This is a genomic window from Marivivens aquimaris (assembly GCF_015220045.1).
GTDB lineage: Bacteria > Pseudomonadota > Alphaproteobacteria > Rhodobacterales > Rhodobacteraceae > Marivivens > Marivivens aquimaris.
Map to the genome: position 1 here is coordinate 708,987 of NZ_JADBGB010000001.1, position 23,805 is coordinate 732,791.

The following is a 23,805-nucleotide window of genomic DNA, read 5'->3' on the forward strand; positions in this document are numbered from 1 at the left end:
GGCTCTGCCCCCGCGGCTTTGCCGCTCCCTCGGGATATTTTTTGCACAAAGGCGGGCGTCAGGTGCCGCAGAAGGTTTGACGGACGCGCTCGGTTTCGGTTGGCGGCGACATGTAGGCCTCGTTCTTGGTGAACGGGTTTGTCGCGGCTGAGAGGAGCGCGTTGAAGGGGCCGTAGTCCTCGTAGATCGCGCTGGCGATGGCGGCCTCGATGTGGTGAAGGCGCGGGATGACCTGCGGGTTGGTCTTCGCCGCGAAGTCGAGGTTGGGATTTTGCGCGGACCAGTCCTTGAGCCATTGTGCGTGGTCAGGATGGTCGAGCGGCTGACCGAGTGTGGCGAAGGTGTTGGTAAAATCTGCGCTGACTTCTGCCATCATCGTGAGCAGACGGTTGGTGAGGGCAAAGGATGCTTCGTCGGGCTGGAGGCCGAGCTTGGCGGCGAAGATGCGGCGCCATTCGGCCTGATAGAGGTCGGCGAATTTGTTGACGATGCCTGTGAACTCTTCGATCGCGGCGTCCTGATCGGGCATTAGCGGGATCATCGAAGAGGCGAACTGCGCGATGTTCCAGACCGCAATTTGCGGCTGGTTCGAATAGGCATACCGGCGCTGGTGGTCAATGGACGAGAATACCGTGTGCGGGTGGTAGGCGTCCATGAACGCGCAGGGGCCGTAGTCGATGGTTTCGCCGCTGATCAGCATGTTGTCAGTGTTCATCACACCGTGGATGAAGCCGAGGCCGATCCACTGGGCGATCAGTTTGGCTTGGCGGGTCATCATGTCGCGCAGGACCATGGCGGGGTTGGTTTCTCCGCCAAAGTGGCGCTCTGCCGTGTGTTCGAACAGCGATTTGAGGCCGTTGATGTCCTGATGGTAGGCGTAAAGCTGGAAGGTGCCGACGCGGATGTGGCTTTGTGCGACGCGTGTCAAAACAGCGCCGGGGAGGGCGGCTTCGCGGACGACGGTTTCGCCGGTCGTCACCGCAGCGAGGGCGCGCGTGGTCGGGACACCGAGGGCGTGCATCGCTTCGGACATGATGTATTCGCGAATGACGGGGCCGACCCACGCTTTGCCGTCGCCAGCACGGGAATAGGGCGTGCGGCCCGAGCCTTTGAGCTGGAGGTCGAAGCGGTCGCGTTTGGGGGTTACGATTTCGCCCAGCAACACAGCACGGCCGTCGCCAAGGCCAGGATTCCATTGGCCGAACTGGTGGCCGCCGTAGGCTTGGGCGATGGGTTCTGCACCGTCAGGAATGGTATTGCCAGCGAATACCTCTGCGGCCTCGGGGGACTTCAACGCCTCAAGATTGCCGCCGAGCTCACGCGCGAGGCTTTCGTTCAGCGCGATCAGTTTCGGCGCGGGAACCTTGGCTGGTTCCTGACGGGTAAACATATGCGGCAGCAGGCGGGCGTAGGAATTGTCGAAGTCGAAAATCTGCATGGGACCTACATGGGGGCGCTGCCCGCAAAGCGCAATCAGAGGCGGTCGGTCAGGACCAGAATGTCGTCTTGTGCGCGGAAGCCGACCTTTTCGCAGAACCGGCGGAGGCCGTCCTGATCCTGCGGAAGGTGGACATGCAGAGCGCCGACGCCGCCTTTGCCGAGGGCGACGGCCACGGCGTGGAGCACCTCTGTGCCGATGCCGCGATTGCGAACGCTGGGGCGTATGTAGACCTCTTGCACCCAGCCCTCTGTCTCTGCCGTGGTGACGGACCAACTGAACGTCACGACCACATAGCCCAATGGCGCGCGCTGCGGGCCTACCAGCCAGACGGCGCCGTACGGGCCGCTTTCGAGCAGCGGAGCCACGGCGCGGTCATGGAGTTCGGGGTCAGACACGTGGCCTGCTTCTTCCACGGCGCGAGCCATGAGCGCCAGAAGCGGCGCTTTGTCGTCTGGCGTGGCGAGGCGGATCGACGTCGTCATAGGCGCGCGAGCCTTTCGGTCAGCAGGTCAAAGAAACCTTGGGTGTCGATATCCTTCATGAACATCGCATTCGCGGGTCGGTCGGTGACGCGCCACCAGTCGGCGACGGTCATGCCCAGCGTGAGGTCGGACGTGGTTTCGATCTCCACGTTGATGTGGCGTCCCGAGAAAAGCTCGGGCTTGATCAGGTAGGCGATGGTGCAGGGATCATGGAGCGGCGCGCCTTCGGAGCCGTACTTTTCCTTGTCGAAACGCTCGAAGAAGTCGGTCCATTCGGCGACCATCGTGCCGACCTTGCTGCCCATGTTCCGGAAGGCATCGACGCGGGCCTTGTTGGTCAGCGCTTTGTGGGTCACGTCGAGCGGCATCATGGTAATCGGGACGCCGGATTTGAATACGATAGAAGCGGCTTCGGGGTCCACGTAGATGTTGAACTCGGCGGCGGGCGTGATGTTGCCGACCTCGAAATAGGCGCCGCCCATAAGGACGATTTCCTGCACCTTTTCGATGATGTCAGGGGCTTTTTCGAAAGCCGCTGCGACGTTGGTCAGCGGTCCGATGGGGCAAATCGTGACGGTGCCTGCGGGTTCTGCACGTAGAGTGTCGATGATGAAGTCGACGGCGTGCTGGTCCTGAAGCGGCATGGTCGGGTCAGGCATGACGGGACCGTCGAGGCCGGTTTTGCCGTGGACATGTTCGGCAGTGACGAGCTTGCGCGAAAGCGGGGCATCGCAGCCTTGGAACACTTTGATATCAGGGCGCCCAGCCAGTTCGCAGACAATACGGGCGTTCTTTTGCGTCAGTGGAAGCGGTACGTTCCCAGCGACCGCCGTCACGCCGAGGAGGTCAATCTCTTCGGGGCTGGCGATGGCAAGGAGGATGGCGACCGCGTCGTCCTGACCGGGGTCGGTATCGATAATGATTTTACGGGGTGACATAGAGCCCTCTTCAAATTTGCGAGCACTGTGGCTGGCATGGAAAGGGCGTGCAAGGCCAATTCGGGGAGGAGGGGCGCTGCCCCTCTGGCCTGCGGCCATTCACCCCGAGGTATTTTTGTCAGAATGAAAATCGGCGGGTCACTTGGTCGGCGTCTGTGATCCGTCGTCATCGTCGACGGTGCGGCCACGGATCGGGGTCGGTCGGACGCGGTCTTCGATGTGATCGATCAACATGCCGGCGATGTTTTTCTTGGTGGCGACCTCGATGCCTTCGAGACCGGGGCTGGAGTTTACCTCAAGCACTTTCGGGCCGGATTCAGAACGCAGCAAATCGACGCCCGCCATGTTCAGCTTGAACGCTTTGGCTGCGCGGACGGCAGTTTCGCGTTCCTCTTTGCTGATGCGGACTGACTGCGCGGAGCCGCCGCGATGCAGGTTGGAGCGGAAGTCACCATCAGCGCCTGTGCGCTTCATTGAGGCAACGACCTTGCCGCCCACAACGAAGCAGCGGATATCCTCGCCTGCGGCTTCCTTGACGAAATCCTGCACGAGGAAGTTGGCCTTGAGACCACGGAAGGCGTCGATGACCGACTGGGCGGCTTTCTTGGTTTCGGCAAGGACGACGCCTTTGCCTTGGGTCGACTCGAGTAGTTTCACGATCAGCGGCGCGGTGCCGACGAGGCGCATGAGCGAGTCCGTGTCCTTAGGGGAGGCGGCGAAGGCTGTGTTCGGCATGCCGATCTTATGGCGGGCCATGATCTGGTGAGCGGCGAGCTTGTCGCGGCTCGCGGTGATGCCATCGGAGCCGTTGAGGCAGAACACACCGATCGTTTCGAACTGGCGGATTACGGCGGTGCCATAGGAGGTAATCGACGCGCCGATGCGCGGGATCACGGCGTCGTAGCGTGGCAGGCGCTTGCCGTCATAGTGCACCTCGGGCGACATTGCGTTGATGGCCATATAGCAGCGGCTGGTGTCGATTACCTCGACCGTGTGGCCGTGTCTTTCGCCCTCTTCGACGAGGCGGCGCGTGGAGTAGTTATCCTCGCGGCTGAGGACAGCGATGCGCAGCGCGCGGTTCGGCGCGGCGTGGCGGACACGGGCGGTGGTGTAAACGTCGTAGCTGAGCTTGGGTTGCTGGTAGCGCTCCGTCGCGACGATGGTGATATGATCCTTCAGGGCCTCGCGGCCAAGCAACATACGAGAATGCATCCCCGAGCGGTCGGTCAGGGTCAGTTCGATCGGCCAGCTTTCATCGCCGACCTGCATCTTCGAGGCGATGACATAGCGCATTTCGGATTCGCCATTGGATGACGTGACGCTGCGCCTGTCGACGATCTTGGCTGAACAGGGGATCATCAGGTCCTCGCGTCCGGGAACAGGCTGCACGGTAAAGCGGACTTTGGGTGCGGAGGCGGGGCCGAAGGTTTCGATGTCGAAGGCATGGAGCGCCGATGTCCGTGCGCCGGTATCAACCTTCGCCTTGATCGCAGGCAGTCCCAGATCGGGCAGGGCGACCCATTCTTCCCAGCCGAAACGCATGAGGTTCTGCATGTCGTCGGTGTCGTTGGTCATGGAAGGACTCCTGCGTCTATTTGCCCCCTGCGTTAACAAGGGCTGGCGGAAAATAACAACGGATGATGACGGAAATACTGCGGAATTACGCCGATGCTTGGCATCGGTCGTTGTGGTGTTGAGCGCGATTGGAGGGGCGCTGCCCCTCTGGCGCTGTGCGCCATTCACCCCGAGGTATTTGGGTCAGAATGAAGATCAGGCGCGGAAGTGTTTGGAGAGCTTGAGGCCCTGACCCTGATAGTTCGATTTGATATCGCGGCCGTAGAGTTGTTCGGGCAGTTCGGCCATTTGTTCGTATACGAGGCGGCCGACGATCTGGCCGTGTTCGAGGACGAAGGGCGCCTCGTGGCAGCGGACTTCGAGGACGCCGCGCGAGCCTGTGCCGCCAGCGCTTTCGTGGCCGAAACCTGGGTCAAAAAAGCCTGCATAGTGGACGCGGAATTCGCCGACCATGGCGAGGTAAGGAGCCATCTCGGCGGCCTGCATCGGCGGGATGGTGACGGCCTCGCGGCTGACGAGGATGTAGAACGCACCAGGATCGAGGATGATCTGCTGGTTGTCCGAGTGGACCTCTTCCCAGAATTCGCGCGGATCGTAGTGGTTCAGGAGGTCGAGGTCGATGACGCCGGTGTGCGGCTTGGCGCGGTAGCCGACGAGGGTTCCGTTCTGCGGCGCGAGGTCGACAGAAAAGCCGAGGCCGTCATCAATGACAGGTTCGCCGTTAACGAGCGGGGTTTCCGCGTGGAGCGCTTGCAGTTCGGCATCGTCCAGCACTGCGTGGCCGGAGCGGAAACGGATCTGGTTCAGCCGCATTCCAGGGCGGACGAGGACTGAGAACGAGCGCGGGCAAATCTCTGCGTAGAGCGGGCCTTGGTAGCCCAGTGCGATACGGTCGAATTCGACGCCGCCGTCGGTGATCGTGCGGGTCAGCAGGTCGAGGCGACCGGTGGAGGATTTGGCATTCGCGACGGCTTGAATGCCAGCGGGCAGCGCGAGGCTTTCCATCAGCGGCACGACGTAGACGCATCCCTTTTCAAGGACGGCGCCATTCGTCAGGTCGACGCGGTGCATCTCGAATTCGGTGAGGCGGTCGGCGACGGAGCGACCCTCGCCAGCAAGGAAAGATGCGCGGACGCGGTAAGCGACAGTGCCGAGACGCAGGTCTAGGCTTGCGGGCTGGATCTGACCTTCGACGTAGGGTGTCGCGGCCGAGATTGCGCCATCGTCGATCAGCTTTGCGATCTGCTGGCTTGCCAATACTCCGGTCATTCTTTCCTCCCAAAAACAAATCGCCCGCCCAGTGAGGGCGGGCGATTTTGATGGTCGGGCTAGCAGGACTCGAACCTGCGACCTTCCGTCCCCCAGACGGACGCGCTACCAGGCTGCGCTATAGCCCGACGTGTGGGCCTTCTTACCGTTTTTGCGGGCAAGAGCAAGACGCAATCTGGGGAAAATTCCGTCGATCTGTCAGGAGTTAGCCAAGGATCAGGTCCGGCAGTTCCGACCAGTGGTCGAATGACCAGCGTTTGGGGACCTGCGCGACCGTTGTCTTGTGGTAGCCGACGGTGAAAAAGGCAAAATCGATCTGTGCGTTCTGCGCTGTTTCCGCATCGACTTCACTATCACCGACGTAAAACTGACGTGTGCGGCCAAGCATCGTGAACGTGGTGTCGAGCGGAAGGGGATCGGGTTTGCGCTTTTCCAGCGAATCGCCGGCGATCATCGCGTCGAAGTAATGCGCGAGGCCAAGCTGCGCGAGGACGCTTTTCATCGGAGCCGTCGGCTTGTTTGTGCACAGACCAAGGACACAACCCGCAGATTTGAGACGGTCCAGCGCGTCGGTGACGCCATCGTAGATCGTCGTCAGGTCGTGCGCATCCACGTAAGTGTCCATGAAGGTCTTATACGCTTGATCGCGTTCAGCTTCGGGGACATCGCGCACGTCGCAGACGCGGCTGAAGAGGAAAGCGGTGCCATTGCCGACGAAGCTTTGCACGGTGTCGCGGTCCAGCGGGTCGAGGCCGTAGCCTTGAAGCATCGTGTTCACGGACGCGGCGATATCGGGAACGCTGTCGATCAGCGTCCCGTCGAGGTCAAAGACCACGGCAGTTTGTTCGGACATAAAATCAGTTTCCGGTCATGCGACCATAAAGCGCCGCGAGGTTATCAAAATGGGGTCTGATCAAACCGGACTTGCGCGCCAGCGCGCTCCGGTCGCCCCGAGAGATAAGCGACAAGACTCCGATAGGTTCCGGCTGGGCAGGGGGCTCACTGACATTTGCAGGGATGGACGAGAACAGATCACCGATGGCAGCGATCTCGCGATCTTCGGGCTGCGGCTTTGTCTCGGACACTGCCGGCACGCCTTCGATCACATCATCGGTTTGATGCTCGGGCGCCGTCTGCTGTTCATCGGTCAGCGATTTGCCAAGGGACGCGACGTGCTTCACGCCCATCTCGCGCAGCAGTTTTTGCGCGCCCTTGATGGTCATGCCGTCGTCATGCAGGAGTTTCTTGATACCGCCGAGCAGTTCCATGTCGACAGGGCGGTAATAGCGGCGGCCGCCCGCGCGCTTCACAGGTTTGATCTGCGTGAATTTGCTTTCCCAAAAGCGCAACACGTGGGCTGGCGTGTCCAGCCACTCCGACACCTCGCTGATGGTGCGGAAGGCATCGCGTGATTTGCCCATGGGTTAAGCCCTTAAGATTTGTTACCGTCCGAAACGCGGTCTTTCATAAGGTGGCTGGGACGGAATGTCAGCACACGGCGCGGAGAAATCACCTTCGGCTCACCGGTTTTCGGGTTCCGGCCAACGCGTTCCGCTTTGTCGCGGACGGTGAAGGTGCCGAAAGAGCTGATCTTGACGGTTTCGCCTTCGACCAGAGCGTCCGAAATGTGCTTGAGCACGCTTTCGACTAGCTCCGCGCTATCATTGCGAGAAAGCCCGACTTCAGCGTGTACCGCTTCGGCAAGATCCATACGTGTCAGAGTCTTTTCGGCCATGCCATTCCCCCTCAGGTTTTGAGAATGTTACGCAGGCTCGAATTTACCTGTCAATAACAGGGGCTTGGAAAGAGCAGTAATAGTCCACCTTACCAGCGGATTACGACCGAACCCCATGCCAGACCGCCGCCAATCGCCTCTGTCACGACCAGATCGCCCTGTTTGATCTGACCGCTCTGCACGCCTACGGAGAGCGCGAGGGGAATCGATGCCGCCGAGGTGTTGCCGTGGTCCTGAACGGTCACGATCACCTTATCCATGCTGACGCCGAGCTTTTTGGCGGTCGACTGGATGATGCGGATGTTCGCCTGATGCGGCACGACCCAATCGACATCTTCGGATGTCAGACCAGCGTCGCCGAGCGATTTGTGCGCGGTTTGCGCTAGTTTTTCGACAGCGTGACGGAAGACTTCCTTGCCTTCCATACGCAGACGGCCGGTGGTCTGGGTCGAAACACCGCCGTCCACATAGAGCAGATCGCGGTAGGTGCCGTCGGAATTCAAATCGGTCGCCAGAATACCGCGGTCGGTATTCGCGCCGGTGCCGTCTTGCGCCTCAATGATCAGCGCACCAGCGCCGTCACCGAACAGAACGCAGGTGGAGCGGTCTTCCCAGTCCATGATGCGGGTGAAGGTTTCCGCGCCGATAACCAGAACACGCTTCGCGCTACCCGACTGGATCAGGGCGTTGGCGTTGGTCAGGGCGAAAACGAAACCGGCGCAGACAGCTTGGATATCGAAAGCGAAACCCTTGGTGTTCCCGATGTTGTGCTGAACCATGGTTGCAGCGGACGGGAAAGTGAAGTCGGCGGTCGAGGTCGCAAGGACGATCGCGTCGATGTCGTTACCGGTCAGACCCGCGTTTTCGAGCGCGGCATTGGCAGCGCGGGTCGCAAGATCGGAGGTCGTCTGGCCTTCGGCGGCGAAGTGGCGGCGTTCAATTCCGGAACGGCTGACAATCCAGTCGTGGGACGTGTCCAGCTTGTCTTCGAAGTAGGAGTTGGGAACCACGCGCTCGGGAAGATAATGCCCTACGCCGGTAACCACCGCTCTGATCGTCATTGAAATTACTCGCTTTTTGCGCTTGTGGGCGCAGCTTCCGCGCCGTCATTCTGGGCATCTTGCGCAAGTGCGGTGGCAGTTGCAACCCGTGCAGCCAGTTTCTGTGAGAAGCCGTTCTTGCCGAGGCGGCTCGCAAGGGCGAGCGCGGCAGCAACGCCGGTCGAGTCGGCAGAGCCGTGGCTTTTGATGACCGAGCCGTTCAGGCCGAGGAACACACCGCCGTTGACGCGGCGCGGGTCGATCCGCTTTTTCAGGCGCTGGAGCGAGGTATAGGCAATTGCCGCCGCGATACGCGACAGGAACGAATTGTTGAATGCCTCGCGTAGCGCGCTGGAGATCAGGTTCGCAGTGCCTTCACCAGTTTTCAGCGCGACGTTCCCGGTGAAACCGTCGGTGACGATCACATCCACACGGTCGGAGGGCAGGTCGTTGCCTTCGACGAAGCCGACATACTCGAACTCGCCGCGGTCGGCGGCAGCAGCGATCAGCTCGTGCGCGACCTTCAGTTCGGCGCGGCCCTTGTGCTCTTCGACGCCGACGTTCAGCAGGCCAACGCGGGGACGGGCAAGGCCCATACCGTTGCGAGCGTAAGACGTGCCCATCAGCGCGTAGGTCAGAAGGTCGTCCTGATCGGCGCGAATATCGGCGCCCGCATCGAGCATGACATTGAAGTTGCCCGCGCTCATCGACGGCCACATGCAAGCGATGGCCGGACGGTTCACGCCGTCGACCTTGCGCAGGATGAGCATCGACATCGCCATCAGCGCGCCGGTGTTGCCGCAGGAGACACAGACATCCGCATCGCCGGTCTTCACCGCAGTGATAGCCGACCACATAGACGTCTTTTTGCCCTGACGCAGAATCTGCGAGGGCTTATCGGTCATCTGGACCACGTCGGGGCAGTCGCGGATTTCAACGCGGTCTGCAATGCGGCGCTTGTTGACGAGCGAAGTCAGGTCTTGCTCGCGGCCATGCAGGATGGCGCGTGCTGACGGATCCTTTGCCAGAAAACTGGCAAGGCCCGCGACAATAGCCGCAGGCCCTTTATCACCGCCCATGGCATCTACGGACAAGACTACGGATTTTTCCGAGGTATTGGTCACGTCAGACCCGTCCGTTTGCCATTAGTACCACTGGAGATGCTTATGCAGCGTCTTCGTCCAGATCGACTTCGTCGGCCTGAGCTACGATTTCTTTGCTATCGTAGTGACCGCAGGACGGGCAAACGTGGTGCGGACGCTTCAGTTCGCCACAGGACGAGCATTCGTTCGGGTTGGCAGCAACCAGAGCGTCGTGTGCGCGGCGCATGTTGCGGCGCGATTTGGAGACTTTGTTCTGCTGAACGGCCATGTCTCTACCTATCTAGTTCGGGGGCGCATGGCCCGGTGTTTCGTGTTTCGCTTACGAGTATCGCGGGCGTCCTAGACGATTAGACGCGGCCTGTCGAGTATCGTTTGAAAGAGGCCGCGAACATACTGCGATTTCGCGTTTGCGCAAGCCCCGTATCGGGGCCTTTTGTCATTCTTTTTCTGGTTTTTCCAGAGAGTCGCGCAAGGATTTTAGGCCCGCGAACGGTTTTGTGTCCTCGTCCCGCATCGGAGCGATTCCTTTTTCGGTGTAAACCGCTTCGCCAAGCTCTACTCCCTCCGCGCGGGGGAAGGGCGGAAGGGCGAGACTGAGCGCTTCGGACATCACTTCATAGAGATCGATAGCGGTCGGCAGCGGCTCGATGGAATCATCGTCGGGCATTTCGACTTCACCGATGACGGTCTCTTCGTAGTCGTGCACATAGGCGCGCACGATGCTCTCGTCGATGCGGGTGGTGACCGGCTCCAGCGTCACGACACACTCCTGGACGACGGTCGCGCCCAGTTTTGCATGGAGATGCCAGTCGGTTTTGCCGCGTGCGAGCAGCTGACCCTCGAAGCGGAGTTTGCGGATTTTCGGAATGTCGAGCACGCGAGCCAGCTTGGCGCGGGCGTCCGCGTCGGGCTCCAGCGTGAAGGGAACTTCGGTGCGTCCGGACAATTCGGACAGACGGTAGATATGTTTGTCGGTAGAGCCCATTACGCTTCCATTCTTGAACAACGGCCTTAGGGTGATGTAAGCCAACTAAAAGCCAAGGCAAAGCGATACAAGGGGGCATTCATGGGCAAGACGGCAGGTATCATCCGCGGTATGCGGATCCTTCCACTTGCGGTAGCGGCCCTGCTTGCTACCAGCGCCTGTGTCGAGCGCATCGACTATCACGGGTTCACACCGAGCCAGGAAGCAATCGCGTCGGTCGACGTCGGCAGCGACACCCGCGCCACGGTCATCGAAAAGCTGGGTCGTCCGTCGATGGGCGGCATCACCGGCACCGATAGCCTTTACTACGTATCCTACGCGGTCCGTAACTACGGCCCGCTCCCGCCCAAAGAGGTTGACCGCACCGTTCTGGCGCTCGATTTCGACGCGGCCGGTATCGTGCGTAACGTAGAGCTCTTCGGGCTTGAGGATGGCAACGTCGTATCCCTGTCGCGCCGCGTGACCGATGATGGTCTGCGTGACAATACGCTGATGCGCCAGATCCTCGGTTCGATCGGTCGCTTCAACGCTGCCGATTTCATCGGTTCGGACTAAGATCAAAGTCAGCGCAAAAAAGACAATACACCTGTTACATGCCTCGGTTAATGTAGCAGGTGTCTTTGTTTGCTGGGTACCGCCATGCGCCTGAGCCTGACCCGCGGCCGCTACATCGCCCGACTAGCCGAAACGCCTGAGGACATCCTGCGGGCGCAGCGCTTGCGTCACCGCTGTTTCATTGGCGAACACGACGGGCATGACGCTGATCATTTCGACGAAGTCTGCCAACATGTGCTGGTCGAGGATACGCGGAGCGGGGAGCTCGTGTGCTGTTTCCGCCTCCTGCCGTTGGCGAGCGGGTCGGAGATCGGAAAAAGCTATTCCGCGCAGTATTACGAACTGTCATCGCTCGGCGCCTTTGACGGTCCGATGGTCGAAATGGGCCGGTTCTGTATTGCGCCCGAGGTCCGCGATCCTGATGTCCTGCGCGTCGCGTGGGGTGCGATGACGCAATACGTCGACGAGGCTGGGGTAGAGCTGCTGTTCGGCTGCTCGTCCTTCCATGGGATTGAGGCGGACAGCTACGTCGATGCCTTCGATATGCTGGCAGAGCGTCACCTCGCACCCAAGCGTTGGCTGCCGAAGGTGAAAGCGCCGCGTGTGTTCCGCTTTGCCAGCGAACGCCTACGCAGGCCGCTGGACCGCAAGGCTGCGATGCTGCGGATGCCGCCGCTGCTCAAGACCTATCTGGTGATGGGGGGATGGGTGAGCGATCATGCAGTCGTGGATACCGACCTCAACACGCTGCATGTCTTCACCGGCCTCGAGATCAAGGCCATTCCGCCAGCCCGCGCAAAGGCATTGCGGGCTGTGGCGGGGTGAGGGGCGCTGCCCCTCTGGCGCTTTGCGCCATTCACCCCGAGGTATTTTCGTCAGAATGAAGAGCGGGCGCTTATTTTGCGCCGCGCGACAGGGCTGCAACGCCGGTGCGAGCCACTTCCACGAGGCCCAGCGGGCGCATCAGGTCTGCGAAGGCGTCGATCTTTTCCGGTGTTCCGGTCAGTTCGAACACGAAACTTTCGAGGGTGGTGTCAACGACGCTGGCGCGGAAGATATCGGCCAGACGCAGTGCTTCGACGCGCTGGTCGCCTTGGCCTGCGACCTTGAAGAGGCCCAGTTCGCGCTCGACGCTCGGACCTTCGACGGTGAGGTCATGCACTTCGAGGACGACGACGATGCGGCCCAGCTGCGCTTTGATCTGTTCGATGATCTGCGGGGTGCCCGAGGTCACGATGGTAATACGCGACTGGTGGCCCTGATGATCGACCTCGGCCACGGTGAGGCTTTCGATGTTGTAGCCACGACCTGCAAAGAGGCCGATGACGCGCGCCAGAACGCCGGGTTCGTTGGCGACGAGGCAGGCAAGGGTGTGGCGTTCGACCGTATCTCCGTAGCCGGAGCGTAGGTTGTAGGCGGAGTGGCTGGTCGAACCCTTTTTAATGTTTAGCGGAGACATCTTATTTCCGTTTCTGCTTGGCCTTCGCAGGGCGAGGCTTGGATACATTGACCGCTGCGATGCGCGCAGCGTGGGGGCAGGCGGGCCGCGGTGGCCCGCCGAGGGGCATCACACCAGCGCGGCGCCCGATTTGAATGCTTCGGCATCGGCAGAGAGCAGCATTTCGTTATGCGGCTTGCCCGACGGGATCATGGGGAAGCAGTTTTCGTGCTTCTCGACCAGACAGTCGAAGATCACCGGACCGTCGTGCTTGATCATTTCCATGATCGCGTCGTCGAGGTCCTTGGGATCCTTACAGATGATACCTTTGGCACCGAAGGCTTCTGCCAGCTTCACGAAGTCGGGCAGGGCTTCCGACCAGCTCGACGAGTAGCGTTCGCCGTGCAGCAGTTCCTGCCACTGGCGGACCATGCCGAGGCGCTCGTTGTTCAGGATGAACTGCTTGACCGGCAGGCGGTACTGAACCGCGGTGCCCATTTCCTGCATGTTCATCAGCCACGAGGCTTCGCCTGCGACGTTGATCACGAGCGCTTCGGGGTGTGCCATCTGCACACCGACCGATGCGGGGAAACCGTAGCCCATGGTGCCGAGGCCGCCCGAGGTCATCCAGCGGTTCGGGTCCTCGAAACCGAGGAACTGGGCTGCCCACATCTGGTGCTGACCGACTTCGGTCGTGATGTAGCGGTCCATGCCTTTGGTCAGTTCTTCGAGACGCTGGAGCGCGTACTGCGGTTTGATGACCGATTCCGAGTTGGTGTAGGCGAGGCAGTTGACCTTGCGCCAGCCGTTGATCTTTTCCCACCACTTCGACAGCGACTCTTTGTCGGTGACGCGGCCACGCGATTTCCAGACCTTCAGCAGGTCTTCGAGAACGTGGGCAACATCGCCGATGATCGGGATGTCAACGTGGATGATCTTGTTGATCGACGACGGATCGATGTCGATGTGGGCCTTCTTTGACTTCGGCGAGAACGCATCGGTGCGGCCGGTGATACGGTCGTCGAAGCGTGCGCCGACGTTGATCATCAGGTCGCAGTCGTGCATCGCCATGTTGGCTTCATAGAGACCGTGCATACCCAACATACCGAGCCACTTGTCGCCCGACGCGGGATAGGCGCCAAGACCCATCAGGGTCGAGGTGATCGGAAAGTTGGTGGCTTCAACCAGTTCGCGCAGCAGTTGGCTCGCCGCATCGCCCGAGTTGATGACGCCGCCGCCGGTATAGAACACGGGGCGCTTGGCCTTTTCCATCAGCTTGACGAGGTCGTTGATGCCCTCGATGTCGCCTTTGACCTTGGGCTGGTAGCGCGGCTTGATCTTGGTCTTTTCGGTATAGGTCGCAGAAGCGAACTGGACGTCCTTGGGGATGTCGACCAGAACCGGACCCGGACGGCCCGAAGAAGCGATATGGAACGCTTCGTGGATGCGGCCCGACAGCTCGTCCGCATCGCGAACCAGCCAGTTGTGCTTGGTGCAGGGTCGGGTGATGCCGACGGTATCGGCTTCCTGGAACGCGTCCGAACCGATCATGAAGGTCGGAACCTGACCGGAGAACACCACGAGCGGGATCGAGTCCATCAGTGCGTCCGTCAGACCGGTCACCGCGTTCGTCGCACCCGGGCCCGAAGTGACCAGCGCAACGCCGACCTTACCGGTCGAGCGGGCGTAGCCTTCGGCAGCGTGGATCGCTGCCTGTTCGTGGCGCACGAGGACGTGGCGGATATCGTTCTGCTGGAAGATTTCGTCGTAGATCGGTAGCACAGCGCCGCCGGGGTATCCGAATACCGTGTCCACGCCCTGATCCTTCAGAGCTTGAACCACCATTTTCGCGCCGGTCATCTGACGAGACATCTGCGTTCTTCCTTATACTGCGTCGTCGTTATCTCACAAAAAAGCCCCCGAAGGTTTTTCGGGGGCGCATGGGGTGCCGATATGGCTTCCGTTACCGGACCATGCGCCTTTCGACCACCACTACCACTAGAAGGTTGTGCATTTCGGAGCCTTTCGTTTACGGGCCTGACTTATGCACGATCAAAAAAGGAGGTCAACAGCCCCTTTGGAGAAAATGTCGTGGGGGGGGCTATTTTCGCAACTTTCTTTCAAATTGCCGTGGCAAAGCGTTACACGCTGCGTCCCGTACCCTGCAGGACGCCGTGTTCCAGCGCATATCGCGTGAGGCCAGCGGTGGAGCTAATGCCCAGTTTGCGCTTGATATTCTTGCGGTGGGTTTCCACCGTCCTGACGGAGATGTCGAGGGCTAGCGCGACTTCTTTATTCGATTTGCCGGTCGCAAGTTCCAGAAGGATGGTCTGCTCGCGATTGGTCAGGGGCTCACGACCATCGGCAATCTTGGGTTTGAGCGATCCTTTGGCGCCGGTGCAGAGGTAAGTCTCGCCTGCCATCACTTTGTCGATAGCCGTGCGGATTTCCTCGGTCGGCACGTCCTTCAGTACATACCCGCGCGCGCCGTGGTTCAACGCGGTCGAGATATATTCGGGGCTGTCGTGCATCGACAGGATGAGAATGCGCGTGTCGGGCTGGCGTTCGAGGATCATCTCCGTCGCCGATAGCCCTCCGATCCCCGGCATGTTCAGGTCGAGCAGCATGACATCGGGGTTTAGCGTATCGACAGCCGCAATCGCTTCTTCGCCGCTGGTCAGCGCGCCCACGACTTCGATATCGTCGTAAGTCTCCAAGATGGCTTGGATACCTTCGACGACCATCGGGTGATCGTCCACGATCGCGATGCGAATGCTCATGTCTCGTCCTTATTGCGCGAATCCGGCGGAAGCATGTGGGTCAGCGGGACAACGGCGCGGATCGTTGTGCCTTTGTCGCTGCTCTCAATGGTCAGCGTCCCATCAAGCTGTTCGATGCGCTCCTGCATGTTCCGTAGGCCCAGCCCTGATTTTGCACGTCGGGGTGGCATTGGCCAGTCCATCCCGCAGCCATTGTCCGAAATGTGGAGGTTCGCGCCATTCCGCGTGCCGCGCAAATGGACGTGAACATGGGTCGCGCCCGAATGTCGCTCGATATTGGTGAGGGCTTCCTGCGCGATGCGATAGAGCGCGATGCGCGCTTCGCGGTCGAGGCGGCCGCGGAACACCACCGTTTCGAAGTCGGTTTCAATGCCCGTGCGGGTCGAGAATTCATCGGTGAGCGCCTGAAGGGCAGGGCCGAGGCCGAGGTCATCGAGCACACCAGGGCGCAGATCGCGGCTGATGCGGCGAACCTCCTGAATGGCGCCTCCAAGCCCGCTGATCCCTTTGTCGAGGCTTTCGGCAGCGCGGTCGTCACCAGTCGCCACACGCCGTTTTGCCAGCTCCAGCACATAGCGCACGCCCACCAACATCTGGCTGATGGAGTCGTGAAGTTCCCGCGCAACGCGCCCGCGTTCCTCTTCTTGCGTGTCGATGATGCGCTCGGTCAGTTCTTTCAGTTTCGCATCGGCAAGGCGGCGTTCGCGGATGTTGAGACCCACGCCCGTGGCGAAAACCAGCACCAGCGCGCCTGTTGCAATAAGAAGGATATAGAGGGACGTACGGCGGATACGGGCCGACACTTCAGATTTCGCAGTCGCCACCGCATCAACGGCGTCGTCGATAAAGATGCCCGTGCCGATGACCCAGCGCCAATCCTGAAGGCCGTTCACAAAGACGACCATGCGCCCGATCTCTCCGGTCGACGGGCGGGGCCAGTCGAAGGTGTGATAGCCGCCGCCGTCGCGGGCGATACGGATCAACTCATCAACGATGGGCGTGCCGTTGCGGTCCTCCAGCCCGATCCAGTTGCGCCCGATCAGCTCCGTCTGGCGCGGGGCGACAAGATTGTTGCCGTCGTAGTCGTAAACAAAGAAGTAGCCGTCCTGACCATAAAGCATCGCCGAAAGGATTTGCGTCACTTCCAGCTTGGCCTGCTCGTCATCCGGCGCGGCGCGGCCATAGACCGTGATGAACGCGGTTCGCGCGATGGACAGGTAGTTCTTCAACTCCTGCCGCTTTGCTTCGACCAGTTCGCCCTCAAGCATCCGGATCTCACGCTCCGACAGACGCTGCGACTGCACCTCTACCACGGCCGCGATCACACCCACCGACAGGATGAGCGGAAGCGTGGCCAGAAGGAACAGCTTCTGGCCATACGTAAAGGTGAGGAGGTGCCGGAGCCGTTCGGCCAGAGATTGCATGGCGATTCGTTGATGGGAATCAGTGGTTGTGCGCTCAACTCTGACCCAATTTCGGACGGGGTGCGACAGCGTGATCCAATGAATTGGTTAGGTTTTATGACAATCCGGTAGGTTCTACGTAGTACTAGGTATTTATTTTGCGTCCCGAAGCTGGCTAGTCTGTCGACGCGATTAACGACGCAAACCATCGGGGAGAGCGATGGGGCGTCACTTCTGGGAGGAAACCAAATGGATCGTCGTTCTTTTCTGCGCACTTCCGCGCTCGGTGGTACCGCTGCAGCAGCAACTTCGCTGGCCGCACCGGTCTACGCGCAAGGTAAGCGCACTCTGACCCTCGTCACCACTTGGGGTCGTGGTCTGGCTGGCGTGCACGACGCGGCTCAGCGCTGCGCCGACAACATCACTGCAATGACCGATGGTCAGCTGACCGTTGACCTCAAGGCTGCTGGCGAACTCGTCGGCGCATTCGAAGTCTTCGACGCTGTGACCTCGGGTCAGGCCGACATGTACCACGGTGCGGACTACTACTTCGTCAACCAGCACCCGGCCTACGCTTACTTCACCGCTGTTCCGTTCGGCATGACCGCTCAGGAACTGGCAAACTGGTACTACTACGCCGGCGGTATGGAACTGCACGACGAACTCGGCCAGATCTTCGGCCTGAAATCGTTCCTCGGCGGTAACACCGGCGCGCAGTCGGGTGGTTGGTTCACCAAGGAAATCAGTGGTCCGGAAGACTTCCAGGGTCTGAAGTTCCGTATGCCGGGTCTCGGCGGCGAAGCGCTCGGCAAGCTGGGCGCATCGGTTCAGAACCTTCCGGGTGCAGAAGTGTACCAAGCGCTGGCTTCGGGCGCGATCGACGGTACCGAATGGATCGGTCCGTGGGCTGACGAAAAGGCTGGTTTCCAGGAAATCACCAAGTTCTACTACACCGCTGGCTTCCACGAGCCGGGCGCTGGTCTGTCGCTCGCGATGAACCGCGACGTCTTCGACAGCCTCACCCCCGCCCAGCAGAAGATCTACGAGATCGCAGCAGGCGAAGCGCACCAGAACAACCTCGCCCAGTTCCTTTCGAACAACGGTGCGGCGCTCCAGCGTCTGCAGGCAGGCGGCGTCAAGGTTCTGGAATTCCCGGACACCGTTTGGGATGCGTTCGGCACCGCAGCGAAGGAAACGCTCGACCAGTACATGGGCGACGACATCTTCTCGCGCGTTCGCAACTCGGCCGAAGAGTCGATGAAAGCGTCGTCGAACTGGATCACCCGTTCGGAAGGCACCTACCGTACGCAGCGTGACCGCGTTCTGGGCTAATCCCGACGCGCAGTAATCAACGGACGGGCCTTTTCGGGAGACCGGAGGGGCCCGCTTCATTCGGGGAGCCTGTCCGGCCTCTTGGGATGCGCCGGACGTGCCAAACGGGGACATCATGGAAGAAGAAATTGCCTGCAGCGGCTTCTTCGCTGCAAACACAGAGGGCACGATAAGCTGTCTCGACAAGTTCGAGCAGGGGAACGTCCTCCAATGGTTCTTCGGCAACGTGCTGGAAGCCTTTTACAACATGTTCTACGCCATCGCGCATCCGAGCCTCTGGCTCGACTGGCTGAGCTGGAACAACACCACCGAAGACAAACTGTCGCTGCTCAACTTCGTCTACTACGGAGGTTCGCTGGAGTTTCTCTTCGTCTTCTTCGTGATTGCGGCGATCCTCTCTGCGATCGGTTTCTGGAAGAACGGCTTCATGTGGGGCATGGTCCGCGTGCTCGAAGGCATCGCCAACGGCATCGGTCGCACCTTCGCTTGGGCTGGTCTGATCATGGTGATGATCCAGATCATGATCATCTTCCTCCAGCGTGTTTTCGCGGTCAGCGAAATCACCCTCGGCTTCGGCCTCGGCTTTGCGTTCGACGTGAGCTGGTGGTCGGAAAGCCTCAAGTTTTACAATGCGTTGATCGTCGCTCTTTGTGCGACCTACACGTTCGTGCAGGGCGGCCACGTCCGCGTCGACCTCGTCTATTCCAACGTCAGCTACCGCACCAAGAAAACCATCGACATGTTCGGCTCGATTGTCTTCATGCTGCCGGTCGCGCTGGTGACGTGGATGTACGGCTGGTACTTCATGTGGCGTCACCTGATTGTGCCGAATATCTCGGCCTCGGATGAGCTGGACAAAGTGATCCGCAAGGCACCCGCCGTTCGCTGGAACGTGGAGACCATCGGCTTTAGCCCGAACGGTTTCAACGCGTATTTCCTCTTTAAAATGCTGCTGCTCTGCTACGTCGCTCTGGTGATCATGCAGGCATTTGCCTTCTTCTTCCGCTCCTACCTCGAGCGCAAAGAGGGCATTGCAGCCGAAGGCAAACATCTCGACCGTGACGATCTTGGCGATCCGCAGGCCGAGCTTGTGGCCGATATCCACTAAGCGAAGGACACGAAAAGAATGTTCGGACTTGATGGCGTAGAAATCGGCCTCATCATCGTATTCCTCAGCCTGTTCGGAGCGATCCTGTCAGGCTTCCCCGTAGCTTTTTCCATCGGCGGCGCTGCTGTCGTATCGTTCGTGATCATCGCGGCGCTCGATAGCGCCGGTCTGCTGATCCACCAAGGCATCGACACCTACTCCGACGCCTACAACGCACTCATTGCCGATGGCGTGAGGCCGGATGCGATATCCGTCTTCACCTATCCCGAGCTCCCACGAGAGGCCATTTCGGTCTTCCCGCAGGGCTGGGAAACGGCAATGGACCGCAACATCGCGTTCATCGTTAACCGTATGAACGAACGCGTTCTGGCAGGTCAGTCGATCGAAACGCTGCTGGCTGTTCTGATGTTCGTTCTGATGGGCATCATGCTGGAGCGTTCGCGTATCGCTGATGAACTGCTGACCAAGATGGCCAACATCTTCGGCCCGCTTCCGGGCGGTCTGGCGGTCTCCATCGTGGTCGTGGGCGCGTTCCTCGCGGCATCCACCGGCATCGTCGGTGCGACCGTTGTCACCATGGGCCTGCTCGCTCTGCCGACCATGCTCAAGAACAAGTACTCGCCGGAACTGGCAACGGGTGTCATCGCGGCCTCCGGTACGCTGGGCCAGATCATCCCGCCGTCGATCGTGATCGTTCTTCTCGGTACGCTGGCAGGTGACCTGTATTCCGCCGCTCAGGAAGACCGCGCGCAGCTTGCGGGCTGTACGGACGCACTCACATTGTTGGGCGAGCCCGCTGTTGTTTCGGTCGGCACGCTGTTCCAAGCGGCGATGCTGCCGGGGATCATGCTCGCGGTTCTCTATGCGCTCTACGCCTTCGTCTACGCGCTGCTGAACCCGTCGCGTGCGCCTGCTGTGCAGATGGCCGGCGCCTCGACGTCTATGTCGACGCGCGGCGAAAAGCTGACTTACTTCCTCGGTGTTCCTGCTGCCGCCGTGATCTTCACGATCATCCTCGGGCAGGTAGGCATTGTGGGTAGCCAGTCCTTCGTCGTCGATAGCTACACCGACGCTGGGCAGACCGCATCGCTGCGCACCAACGTCAGCGCAGAATGTCAGGCGAGCATGATTGACCTCCACGGTCAGGAAGCTTGGGACACTGCCGTTGCTGAACAGGACGAGATCAATGCCGCTGGCGGCGTTGCCGAAGCCCGTCAGCTGTCGGAAGAAGAGCGCAGCGCCCTGATCGCAGAAAAGATCGAGACCGCACCGAAGCTGGGCGTCGGCCTGTCGCTGCTGGTCATGATCATCGCGATCGTTCTGTCCGCAGGCCGCGGCATCAACCCGCTGGGCGACCACAAACCGCTCATCGTGGGGGCTATCGGCGCGCTGCTGATCCTGCTGGTGGACTATCTGTTCATCACGCCGGTGACGTCGTCGGGCATGACCTTCCTGTGGATACTGTTCCCACTGATCCTCGCCTATATCGGTGTCCGCTCCGCTGCGGGTGAGCTGGCGAAGAACGACATCGTCAAGGTGGTCTTCCCGCCGCTCGTCCTGATCGTCGCCGTTCTCGGCTCGATCCTTGGCGGTGTGACCAACCCGACCCCTGCGGCAGCGCTGGGCGCGGGTGGTGCGATCCTGCTGGCTGCCGGCCGTAAGCTTGCCGATGCCGGCAAGTCGGCCAAGCTGGTAATCTATACTGCCATCGCCATCGTCGTGATGCTGATTATTGGCACCAACTTCGATATGCGCACCGGACCGAACATGACGGTCGAGAACATGATTGCGTTCGGCCTTGCCTACGCAGCGTTCCTCTTCTCGATGTTCGGTATCCTGTGGTCTTGCTGGGTTCTGTGGAAGATGGGCGTTCTGTCGCCGGTCGTTCGCGAAACCACGAAGGTCACGTCGATGGTTTTCACCATCCTGATCGGCTCGCAGCTTCTGAACCTCGTGCTGATCTCGTTTGGTGGCGAGCACTACATTCAGGACTTCCTGCGGTCGTTCTCGAACGAGTGGACTGCGTTCCTGATCGTGATGCTGGTGCTGTTCATGCTCGGCTTCGTGCTCGACTTCCTCGAGATCATCTACATCGTGATCCCGATTGTCGGTCCGGTCATCTACGGTGGGTCATTCGATCCGAAGTGGGTTACCATCATGATCGCCGTGAACCTGCAGACCTCGTTCCTGACCCCGCCGTTCGGCTTCGCGCTGTTCTACCTGCGCGGCGTCGCTCCGAAAGAGGTCACGACAGGTCACATCTACCGCGGTGTCATTCCGTTCGTCATCATCCAGATGGCTGCCCTGCTGCTGCTCGCGCTGGTGCCGTCTGTTGTAACGATCGTGCCGAACCTGCTGAACTGATAGGGGAGGCGCGGCTGGTCCGCGCCTTTACCAAAAACGAAGGGCCGCGTCTGACGCGGCCCTTTTTCGTTAGTAGGCTTTGGTATCCGGAAGCTGGATCTTCGCCACCTGCGCCGCGATGGGCTCGACCTCGAGCGGGTCGGTCGTCGCGGCATAGGCTTCGGGATCGTCCAGCACCCGCCACTCGTTTTTATAGAAGATCTCCAAGGGCTTGAAATTCGCCTTGTAGCGCATCTTCTGGCTGCCAGGCACCCAGTAGCCAAGGTAGACGTAAGGCAGGCCGAGCTCGATCGCGAGGGTGATGTGATCGAGGATCAGGTACGTGCCCAGCGACGCCTTCGTGTCCGAGGTATCGAAAAACGAATAGACCATGCTCAGCCCGTCATCGAGGATATCGGTCAGGCACACGGCCTTCAGGGCGTTGTTGTCGCCTTCGATGCTAGAGCGGTATTCGACCACGCGCGAGCGGATCGGGGTTTCTTCGACCATGGCCGCGAATTCGAACAGGTCCATGTCGGCCATGCCGCCCGTCGCGTGACGCTGGTCGAGGTAGCGGCGAAAGAGGTCATACTGCTCTTCGGTCGCCCAAGGGGTCGTCGCAGTACGCTTCAGATAGTCATTGCGCGCCATGATCCGGCGCTGCGTACGCGCGGCCTGAAACTCTGCCACCGGAATGCGGGCCGACAGACAGGCCGAACATTCTGCGCACGATGGGCGGTAGAGAACGTTCTGCGAGCGGCGGAAACCTTGCTTCGACAGTGCATCGTTCAGACGTTCGGCGCCTTCGCCCTGTAGCGCTGTGAACAGCTTACGCTCCATCCGTCCGTCCAGATATGGACAGGGCTGAGGGGCGGTCACGTAAAACTGTGGCGCTATGGGAAGCGTATGGCGCATGATCAAACAACTAAAATTTGGCGCGAGGGGACGCCTCACGCCATTTACAGTGTAGGATCTTTAACGGTCTTCCGCTCCGGACTTATAGGGAGCGGTTGATCGCTGCGGTGCCCAGAATGAGGTCCGTAAGACCCTGCTTACGTTGGGACACTACCATCATCAGGATAGAGATCAACTGAAGAGGGGCCACACCAAAGGACACATAGAGGCCGAGGGTATGCATAAATGCGGTTCCGCTATCGAGCGGCGCACCGTCATTGCGGCGGATCTCGACCGACATCATGCGCATTCCCCACGTCGCCGATTTGTTGCTCAGCGTCCACCAGCGGTAGACGAAACCGACCACCAGCGAGAAGGCAGGGAAGAAGAACAGCGCCGTAAATGCTGTCAGCGGAGTGATGATGACGGCGGCCAGACCGATGATCGTGATGTCGATCAGCCACGCGAACGCGCGCTTGGTCCGGACGCTTCTGTAGAATTCGGGCCGTGTCGAAGGATCGGGAAGGCCATCATAGTAGAAATCGGTCGAGGTCATGTGTCGTCCTGTTGTGCCAGAGGTGCGCGGCCCTTGGCGGGCCGCACGGGGTGCAGAGGCAATCAGGCCTCGGCGTGGGTTTCGGTCTGCGGAGTCATTTCACGCGGAGCGCGAGCGCGCTCATCCATGAACTGGTCGAACTCCGACTTGTCTTTCGCGGCGCGCAGACGCTCGAGGAAGGCCTCGAAGTCGTCCTGCTCCTGCTGGAGGCGGCGCAGGGTTTCTTCGCGGTAGGCGTCGAACGCGCTATTGCCGGTGCTGCGCTGCGGGCCGAAGCTGCGGGCAGCACGGTTATGGCGGGATTTGTTGCAACCTTTGTTAAACATACGCTTGCTCCAGATCATATAGGCAAGAAGGGCGAGGCCAACAGGCCAGAAAAAGACGAAGCCAAGGACCATTGCAGCGATCCATGCTCCTTTGCCGCGCGCGTCCAGCCAGTTCTCTGCCTGACGCAGCCAGCTTTGGTGGGGCCGGCTTTGGGCGTAGTCATAACTTGTCGTATCAGTCATCGTGGGCTCCTGTGCCGAAGGATGTAAATGCTTTTCACATTTCCAATATTGGTATCTGACGGCTCGCCTACAAGGGTAAAATGTTAAAGCGCGTTACATTTTCGGGTGACGCTAGGGTAACTACCTGAAAGTAAATGGTATTAACTTTTGGTTGGTATGGGAAACATGCCCTGCGAATAAGGGGTTATGCGGGTCTTGCGCTCTATCGCACAGGCAAAAGGCTGTAGCGGCGCACTGAATTTTGCAGTGAATTACAGTCAATGTTGCAGCGGGCATAGTTACAGCGTCGCCCGTTCGGTGCCGCAGGTTGCACAGCGCA

At 60.2% G+C, this 23,805-nt stretch carries 24 protein-coding genes and 1 tRNA gene; 5 read left to right on the forward strand and 20 right to left on the reverse strand.

Features of this window, described 5'->3' with window-relative positions; translation table 11 throughout:
* Window positions 1-58: 58 nt before the first annotated feature.
* The 13 genes from IF204_RS03610 to IF204_RS03670 all read right to left on the reverse strand — a co-directional run bounded on the left by IF204_RS03610 (window position 59) and on the right by IF204_RS03670 (window position 10,568).
* A complete protein-coding gene (locus IF204_RS03610) occupies window positions 59-1,438 on the reverse strand; it encodes a protein adenylyltransferase SelO (RefSeq protein ID WP_194094749.1) in 1,380 nt (459 codons plus the stop codon).
* Between the two features lie 35 nt (window positions 1,439-1,473).
* Window positions 1,474-1,923, reverse strand: coding sequence for a GNAT family N-acetyltransferase (locus IF204_RS03615; protein WP_194094751.1), 450 nt, complete (start codon window positions 1,921-1,923; stop codon window positions 1,474-1,476).
* Window positions 1,920-2,861, reverse strand: coding sequence for a nucleoside hydrolase (locus IF204_RS03620; protein ID WP_194094753.1), 942 nt, complete (start codon window positions 2,859-2,861; stop codon window positions 1,920-1,922). The genes IF204_RS03615 and IF204_RS03620 overlap by 4 nt, the downstream gene beginning before the upstream one ends.
* Before the next feature lie 138 nt (window positions 2,862-2,999).
* Window positions 3,000-4,415 carry a 30S ribosomal protein S6--L-glutamate ligase gene (rimK, locus tag IF204_RS03625; protein WP_194098132.1) on the reverse strand — a complete coding sequence of 472 codons (1,416 nt, stop codon included), beginning with the start codon at window positions 4,413-4,415 and terminating at the stop codon, window positions 3,000-3,002.
* 216 nt (window positions 4,416-4,631) lie between these two features.
* Complete coding sequence (locus tag IF204_RS03630; RefSeq protein WP_194094755.1) at window positions 4,632-5,705, reverse strand: 2'-deoxycytidine 5'-triphosphate deaminase; 1,074 nt, start codon at window positions 5,703-5,705, stop codon at window positions 4,632-4,634.
* Between the two features lie 51 nt (window positions 5,706-5,756).
* Window positions 5,757-5,833: transfer RNA gene (locus IF204_RS03635), tRNA-Pro, on the reverse strand.
* A gap of 77 nt (window positions 5,834-5,910) precedes the next feature.
* On the reverse strand, window positions 5,911-6,558 hold the full coding sequence (gene gph, locus IF204_RS03640; RefSeq protein ID WP_194094757.1) for a phosphoglycolate phosphatase: 648 nt from the start codon (window positions 6,556-6,558) through the stop codon (window positions 5,911-5,913).
* 4 nt (window positions 6,559-6,562) lie between these two features.
* Window positions 6,563-7,126: a MerR family transcriptional regulator gene (locus tag IF204_RS20045; RefSeq protein WP_228069051.1), complete on the reverse strand. Its 564-nt coding sequence runs from the start codon at window positions 7,124-7,126 to the stop codon at window positions 6,563-6,565.
* 11 nt (window positions 7,127-7,137) lie between these two features.
* A complete protein-coding gene (gene ihfA / locus IF204_RS03650; RefSeq protein ID WP_167638468.1) occupies window positions 7,138-7,440 on the reverse strand; it encodes an integration host factor subunit alpha in 303 nt (100 codons plus the stop codon).
* 89 nt (window positions 7,441-7,529) lie between these two features.
* Window positions 7,530-8,501 (reverse strand): beta-ketoacyl-ACP synthase III, encoded by a 972-nt coding sequence (locus IF204_RS03655; protein WP_194094759.1) that lies wholly within the window; start codon window positions 8,499-8,501, stop codon window positions 7,530-7,532.
* 5 nt (window positions 8,502-8,506) lie between these two features.
* Window positions 8,507-9,604: a phosphate acyltransferase PlsX gene (plsX, locus tag IF204_RS03660; RefSeq protein ID WP_322743251.1), complete on the reverse strand. Its 1,098-nt coding sequence runs from the start codon at window positions 9,602-9,604 to the stop codon at window positions 8,507-8,509.
* Window positions 9,605-9,644: 40 nt separating this feature from the next.
* The gene (gene rpmF / locus IF204_RS03665) at window positions 9,645-9,851 is read right to left on the reverse strand and encodes a 50S ribosomal protein L32 (protein ID WP_167638470.1); all 207 of its coding nucleotides are present in this window, start codon (window positions 9,849-9,851) and stop codon (window positions 9,645-9,647) included.
* 168 nt (window positions 9,852-10,019) lie between these two features.
* A complete protein-coding gene (locus tag IF204_RS03670) occupies window positions 10,020-10,568 on the reverse strand; it encodes a YceD family protein (protein ID WP_194094761.1) in 549 nt (182 codons plus the stop codon).
* Between the two features lie 81 nt (window positions 10,569-10,649).
* Between IF204_RS03670 and IF204_RS03675 the strand changes: the two genes are divergently transcribed.
* A complete protein-coding gene (locus IF204_RS03675) occupies window positions 10,650-11,123 on the forward strand; it encodes an outer membrane protein assembly factor BamE (protein WP_194094763.1) in 474 nt (157 codons plus the stop codon).
* An 84-nt stretch (window positions 11,124-11,207) separates the two neighbouring features.
* Window positions 11,208-11,948, forward strand: coding sequence for a GNAT family N-acetyltransferase (locus tag IF204_RS03680; RefSeq protein WP_194094765.1), 741 nt, complete (start codon window positions 11,208-11,210; stop codon window positions 11,946-11,948).
* A gap of 70 nt (window positions 11,949-12,018) precedes the next feature.
* Here IF204_RS03680 and ilvN read toward each other — a convergent pair whose 3' ends face one another.
* The 4 genes from ilvN to IF204_RS03700 all read right to left on the reverse strand — a co-directional run bounded on the left by ilvN (window position 12,019) and on the right by IF204_RS03700 (window position 16,765).
* Window positions 12,019-12,582, reverse strand: coding sequence for an acetolactate synthase small subunit (gene ilvN / locus IF204_RS03685; RefSeq protein ID WP_167638473.1), 564 nt, complete (start codon window positions 12,580-12,582; stop codon window positions 12,019-12,021).
* A gap of 108 nt (window positions 12,583-12,690) precedes the next feature.
* Complete coding sequence (locus tag IF204_RS03690) at window positions 12,691-14,433, reverse strand: acetolactate synthase 3 large subunit (RefSeq protein WP_194094767.1); 1,743 nt, start codon at window positions 14,431-14,433, stop codon at window positions 12,691-12,693.
* A 269-nt stretch (window positions 14,434-14,702) separates the two neighbouring features.
* The gene (locus tag IF204_RS03695; RefSeq protein ID WP_194094769.1) at window positions 14,703-15,341 is read right to left on the reverse strand and encodes a response regulator transcription factor; all 639 of its coding nucleotides are present in this window, start codon (window positions 15,339-15,341) and stop codon (window positions 14,703-14,705) included.
* Complete coding sequence (locus IF204_RS03700; RefSeq protein ID WP_194094771.1) at window positions 15,338-16,765, reverse strand: cache domain-containing protein; 1,428 nt, start codon at window positions 16,763-16,765, stop codon at window positions 15,338-15,340. Before IF204_RS03700 ends, IF204_RS03695 begins: the two co-directional genes overlap by 4 nt.
* Window positions 16,766-16,993: 228 nt before the next feature.
* Here IF204_RS03700 and IF204_RS03705 point away from each other — a divergent pair, with 228 nt between their 5' ends.
* From IF204_RS03705 to IF204_RS03715, 3 genes are all read left to right on the forward strand, one after another.
* Window positions 16,994-18,076 (forward strand): TRAP transporter substrate-binding protein, encoded by a 1,083-nt coding sequence (locus tag IF204_RS03705; RefSeq protein ID WP_194094772.1) that lies wholly within the window; start codon window positions 16,994-16,996, stop codon window positions 18,074-18,076.
* A gap of 115 nt (window positions 18,077-18,191) precedes the next feature.
* Entirely contained in the window at window positions 18,192-19,184 is a 993-nt protein-coding gene (locus IF204_RS03710) for a TRAP transporter small permease subunit (protein ID WP_194094774.1), read from the forward strand.
* An 18-nt stretch (window positions 19,185-19,202) separates the two neighbouring features.
* Window positions 19,203-21,548 (forward strand): TRAP transporter large permease, encoded by a 2,346-nt coding sequence (locus IF204_RS03715; RefSeq protein ID WP_194094776.1) that lies wholly within the window; start codon window positions 19,203-19,205, stop codon window positions 21,546-21,548.
* A 69-nt stretch (window positions 21,549-21,617) separates the two neighbouring features.
* Here IF204_RS03715 and IF204_RS03720 read toward each other — a convergent pair whose 3' ends face one another.
* From IF204_RS03720 to IF204_RS03730, 3 genes are all read right to left on the reverse strand, one after another.
* Complete coding sequence (locus IF204_RS03720; protein ID WP_194094778.1) at window positions 21,618-22,442, reverse strand: arginyltransferase; 825 nt, start codon at window positions 22,440-22,442, stop codon at window positions 21,618-21,620.
* Between the two features lie 82 nt (window positions 22,443-22,524).
* Window positions 22,525-22,977 carry an RDD family protein gene (locus tag IF204_RS03725; protein ID WP_194094780.1) on the reverse strand — a complete coding sequence of 151 codons (453 nt, stop codon included), beginning with the start codon at window positions 22,975-22,977 and terminating at the stop codon, window positions 22,525-22,527.
* Between the two features lie 62 nt (window positions 22,978-23,039).
* On the reverse strand, window positions 23,040-23,486 hold the full coding sequence (locus tag IF204_RS03730; protein ID WP_194094782.1) for a DUF2852 domain-containing protein: 447 nt from the start codon (window positions 23,484-23,486) through the stop codon (window positions 23,040-23,042).
* Window positions 23,487-23,805 lie beyond the last annotated feature (319 nt).

Bases quoted from the DNA above. Each gene is read 5' to 3' on its own strand.
- IF204_RS03715 (WP_194094776.1), top strand. From the start codon at position 19,203: ATGTTCGGACTTGATGGCGTAGAAATCGGCCTCATCATCGTATTCCTC.
- gph (WP_194094757.1), bottom strand. From the start codon at position 6,558: ATGTCCGAACAAACTGCCGTGGTCTTTGACCTCGACGGGACGCTGATC.
- IF204_RS03675 (WP_194094763.1), top strand. From the start codon at position 10,650: ATGGGCAAGACGGCAGGTATCATCCGCGGTATGCGGATCCTTCCACTT.
- ihfA (WP_167638468.1), bottom strand. From the start codon at position 7,440: ATGGCCGAAAAGACTCTGACACGTATGGATCTTGCCGAAGCGGTACAC.
- IF204_RS03695 (WP_194094769.1), bottom strand. From the start codon at position 15,341: ATGAGCATTCGCATCGCGATCGTGGACGATCACCCGATGGTCGTCGAA.
- IF204_RS03630 (WP_194094755.1), bottom strand. From the start codon at position 5,705: ATGACCGGAGTATTGGCAAGCCAGCAGATCGCAAAGCTGATCGACGAT.
- IF204_RS03720 (WP_194094778.1), bottom strand. From the start codon at position 22,442: ATGCGCCATACGCTTCCCATAGCGCCACAGTTTTACGTGACCGCCCCT.
- IF204_RS03655 (WP_194094759.1), bottom strand. From the start codon at position 8,501: ATGACGATCAGAGCGGTGGTTACCGGCGTAGGGCATTATCTTCCCGAG.
- IF204_RS03690 (WP_194094767.1), bottom strand. From the start codon at position 14,433: ATGTCTCGTCAGATGACCGGCGCGAAAATGGTGGTTCAAGCTCTGAAG.
- IF204_RS03710 (WP_194094774.1), top strand. From the start codon at position 18,192: ATGGAAGAAGAAATTGCCTGCAGCGGCTTCTTCGCTGCAAACACAGAG.
- IF204_RS03680 (WP_194094765.1), top strand. From the start codon at position 11,208: ATGCGCCTGAGCCTGACCCGCGGCCGCTACATCGCCCGACTAGCCGAA.
- ilvN (WP_167638473.1), bottom strand. From the start codon at position 12,582: ATGTCTCCGCTAAACATTAAAAAGGGTTCGACCAGCCACTCCGCCTAC.
- IF204_RS03620 (WP_194094753.1), bottom strand. From the start codon at position 2,861: ATGTCACCCCGTAAAATCATTATCGATACCGACCCCGGTCAGGACGAC.
- IF204_RS03700 (WP_194094771.1), bottom strand. From the start codon at position 16,765: ATGCAATCTCTGGCCGAACGGCTCCGGCACCTCCTCACCTTTACGTAT.
- rpmF (WP_167638470.1), bottom strand. From the start codon at position 9,851: ATGGCCGTTCAGCAGAACAAAGTCTCCAAATCGCGCCGCAACATGCGC.
- IF204_RS03730 (WP_194094782.1), bottom strand. From the start codon at position 23,486: ATGACTGATACGACAAGTTATGACTACGCCCAAAGCCGGCCCCACCAA.
- IF204_RS20045 (WP_228069051.1), bottom strand. From the start codon at position 7,126: ATGGGCAAATCACGCGATGCCTTCCGCACCATCAGCGAGGTGTCGGAG.
- IF204_RS03725 (WP_194094780.1), bottom strand. From the start codon at position 22,977: ATGACCTCGACCGATTTCTACTATGATGGCCTTCCCGATCCTTCGACA.
- IF204_RS03610 (WP_194094749.1), bottom strand. From the start codon at position 1,438: ATGCAGATTTTCGACTTCGACAATTCCTACGCCCGCCTGCTGCCGCAT.
- IF204_RS03670 (WP_194094761.1), bottom strand. From the start codon at position 10,568: ATGGGCTCTACCGACAAACATATCTACCGTCTGTCCGAATTGTCCGGA.
- IF204_RS03705 (WP_194094772.1), top strand. From the start codon at position 16,994: ATGGATCGTCGTTCTTTTCTGCGCACTTCCGCGCTCGGTGGTACCGCT.
- IF204_RS03615 (WP_194094751.1), bottom strand. From the start codon at position 1,923: ATGACGACGTCGATCCGCCTCGCCACGCCAGACGACAAAGCGCCGCTT.
- rimK (WP_194098132.1), bottom strand. From the start codon at position 4,415: ATGCAGAACCTCATGCGTTTCGGCTGGGAAGAATGGGTCGCCCTGCCC.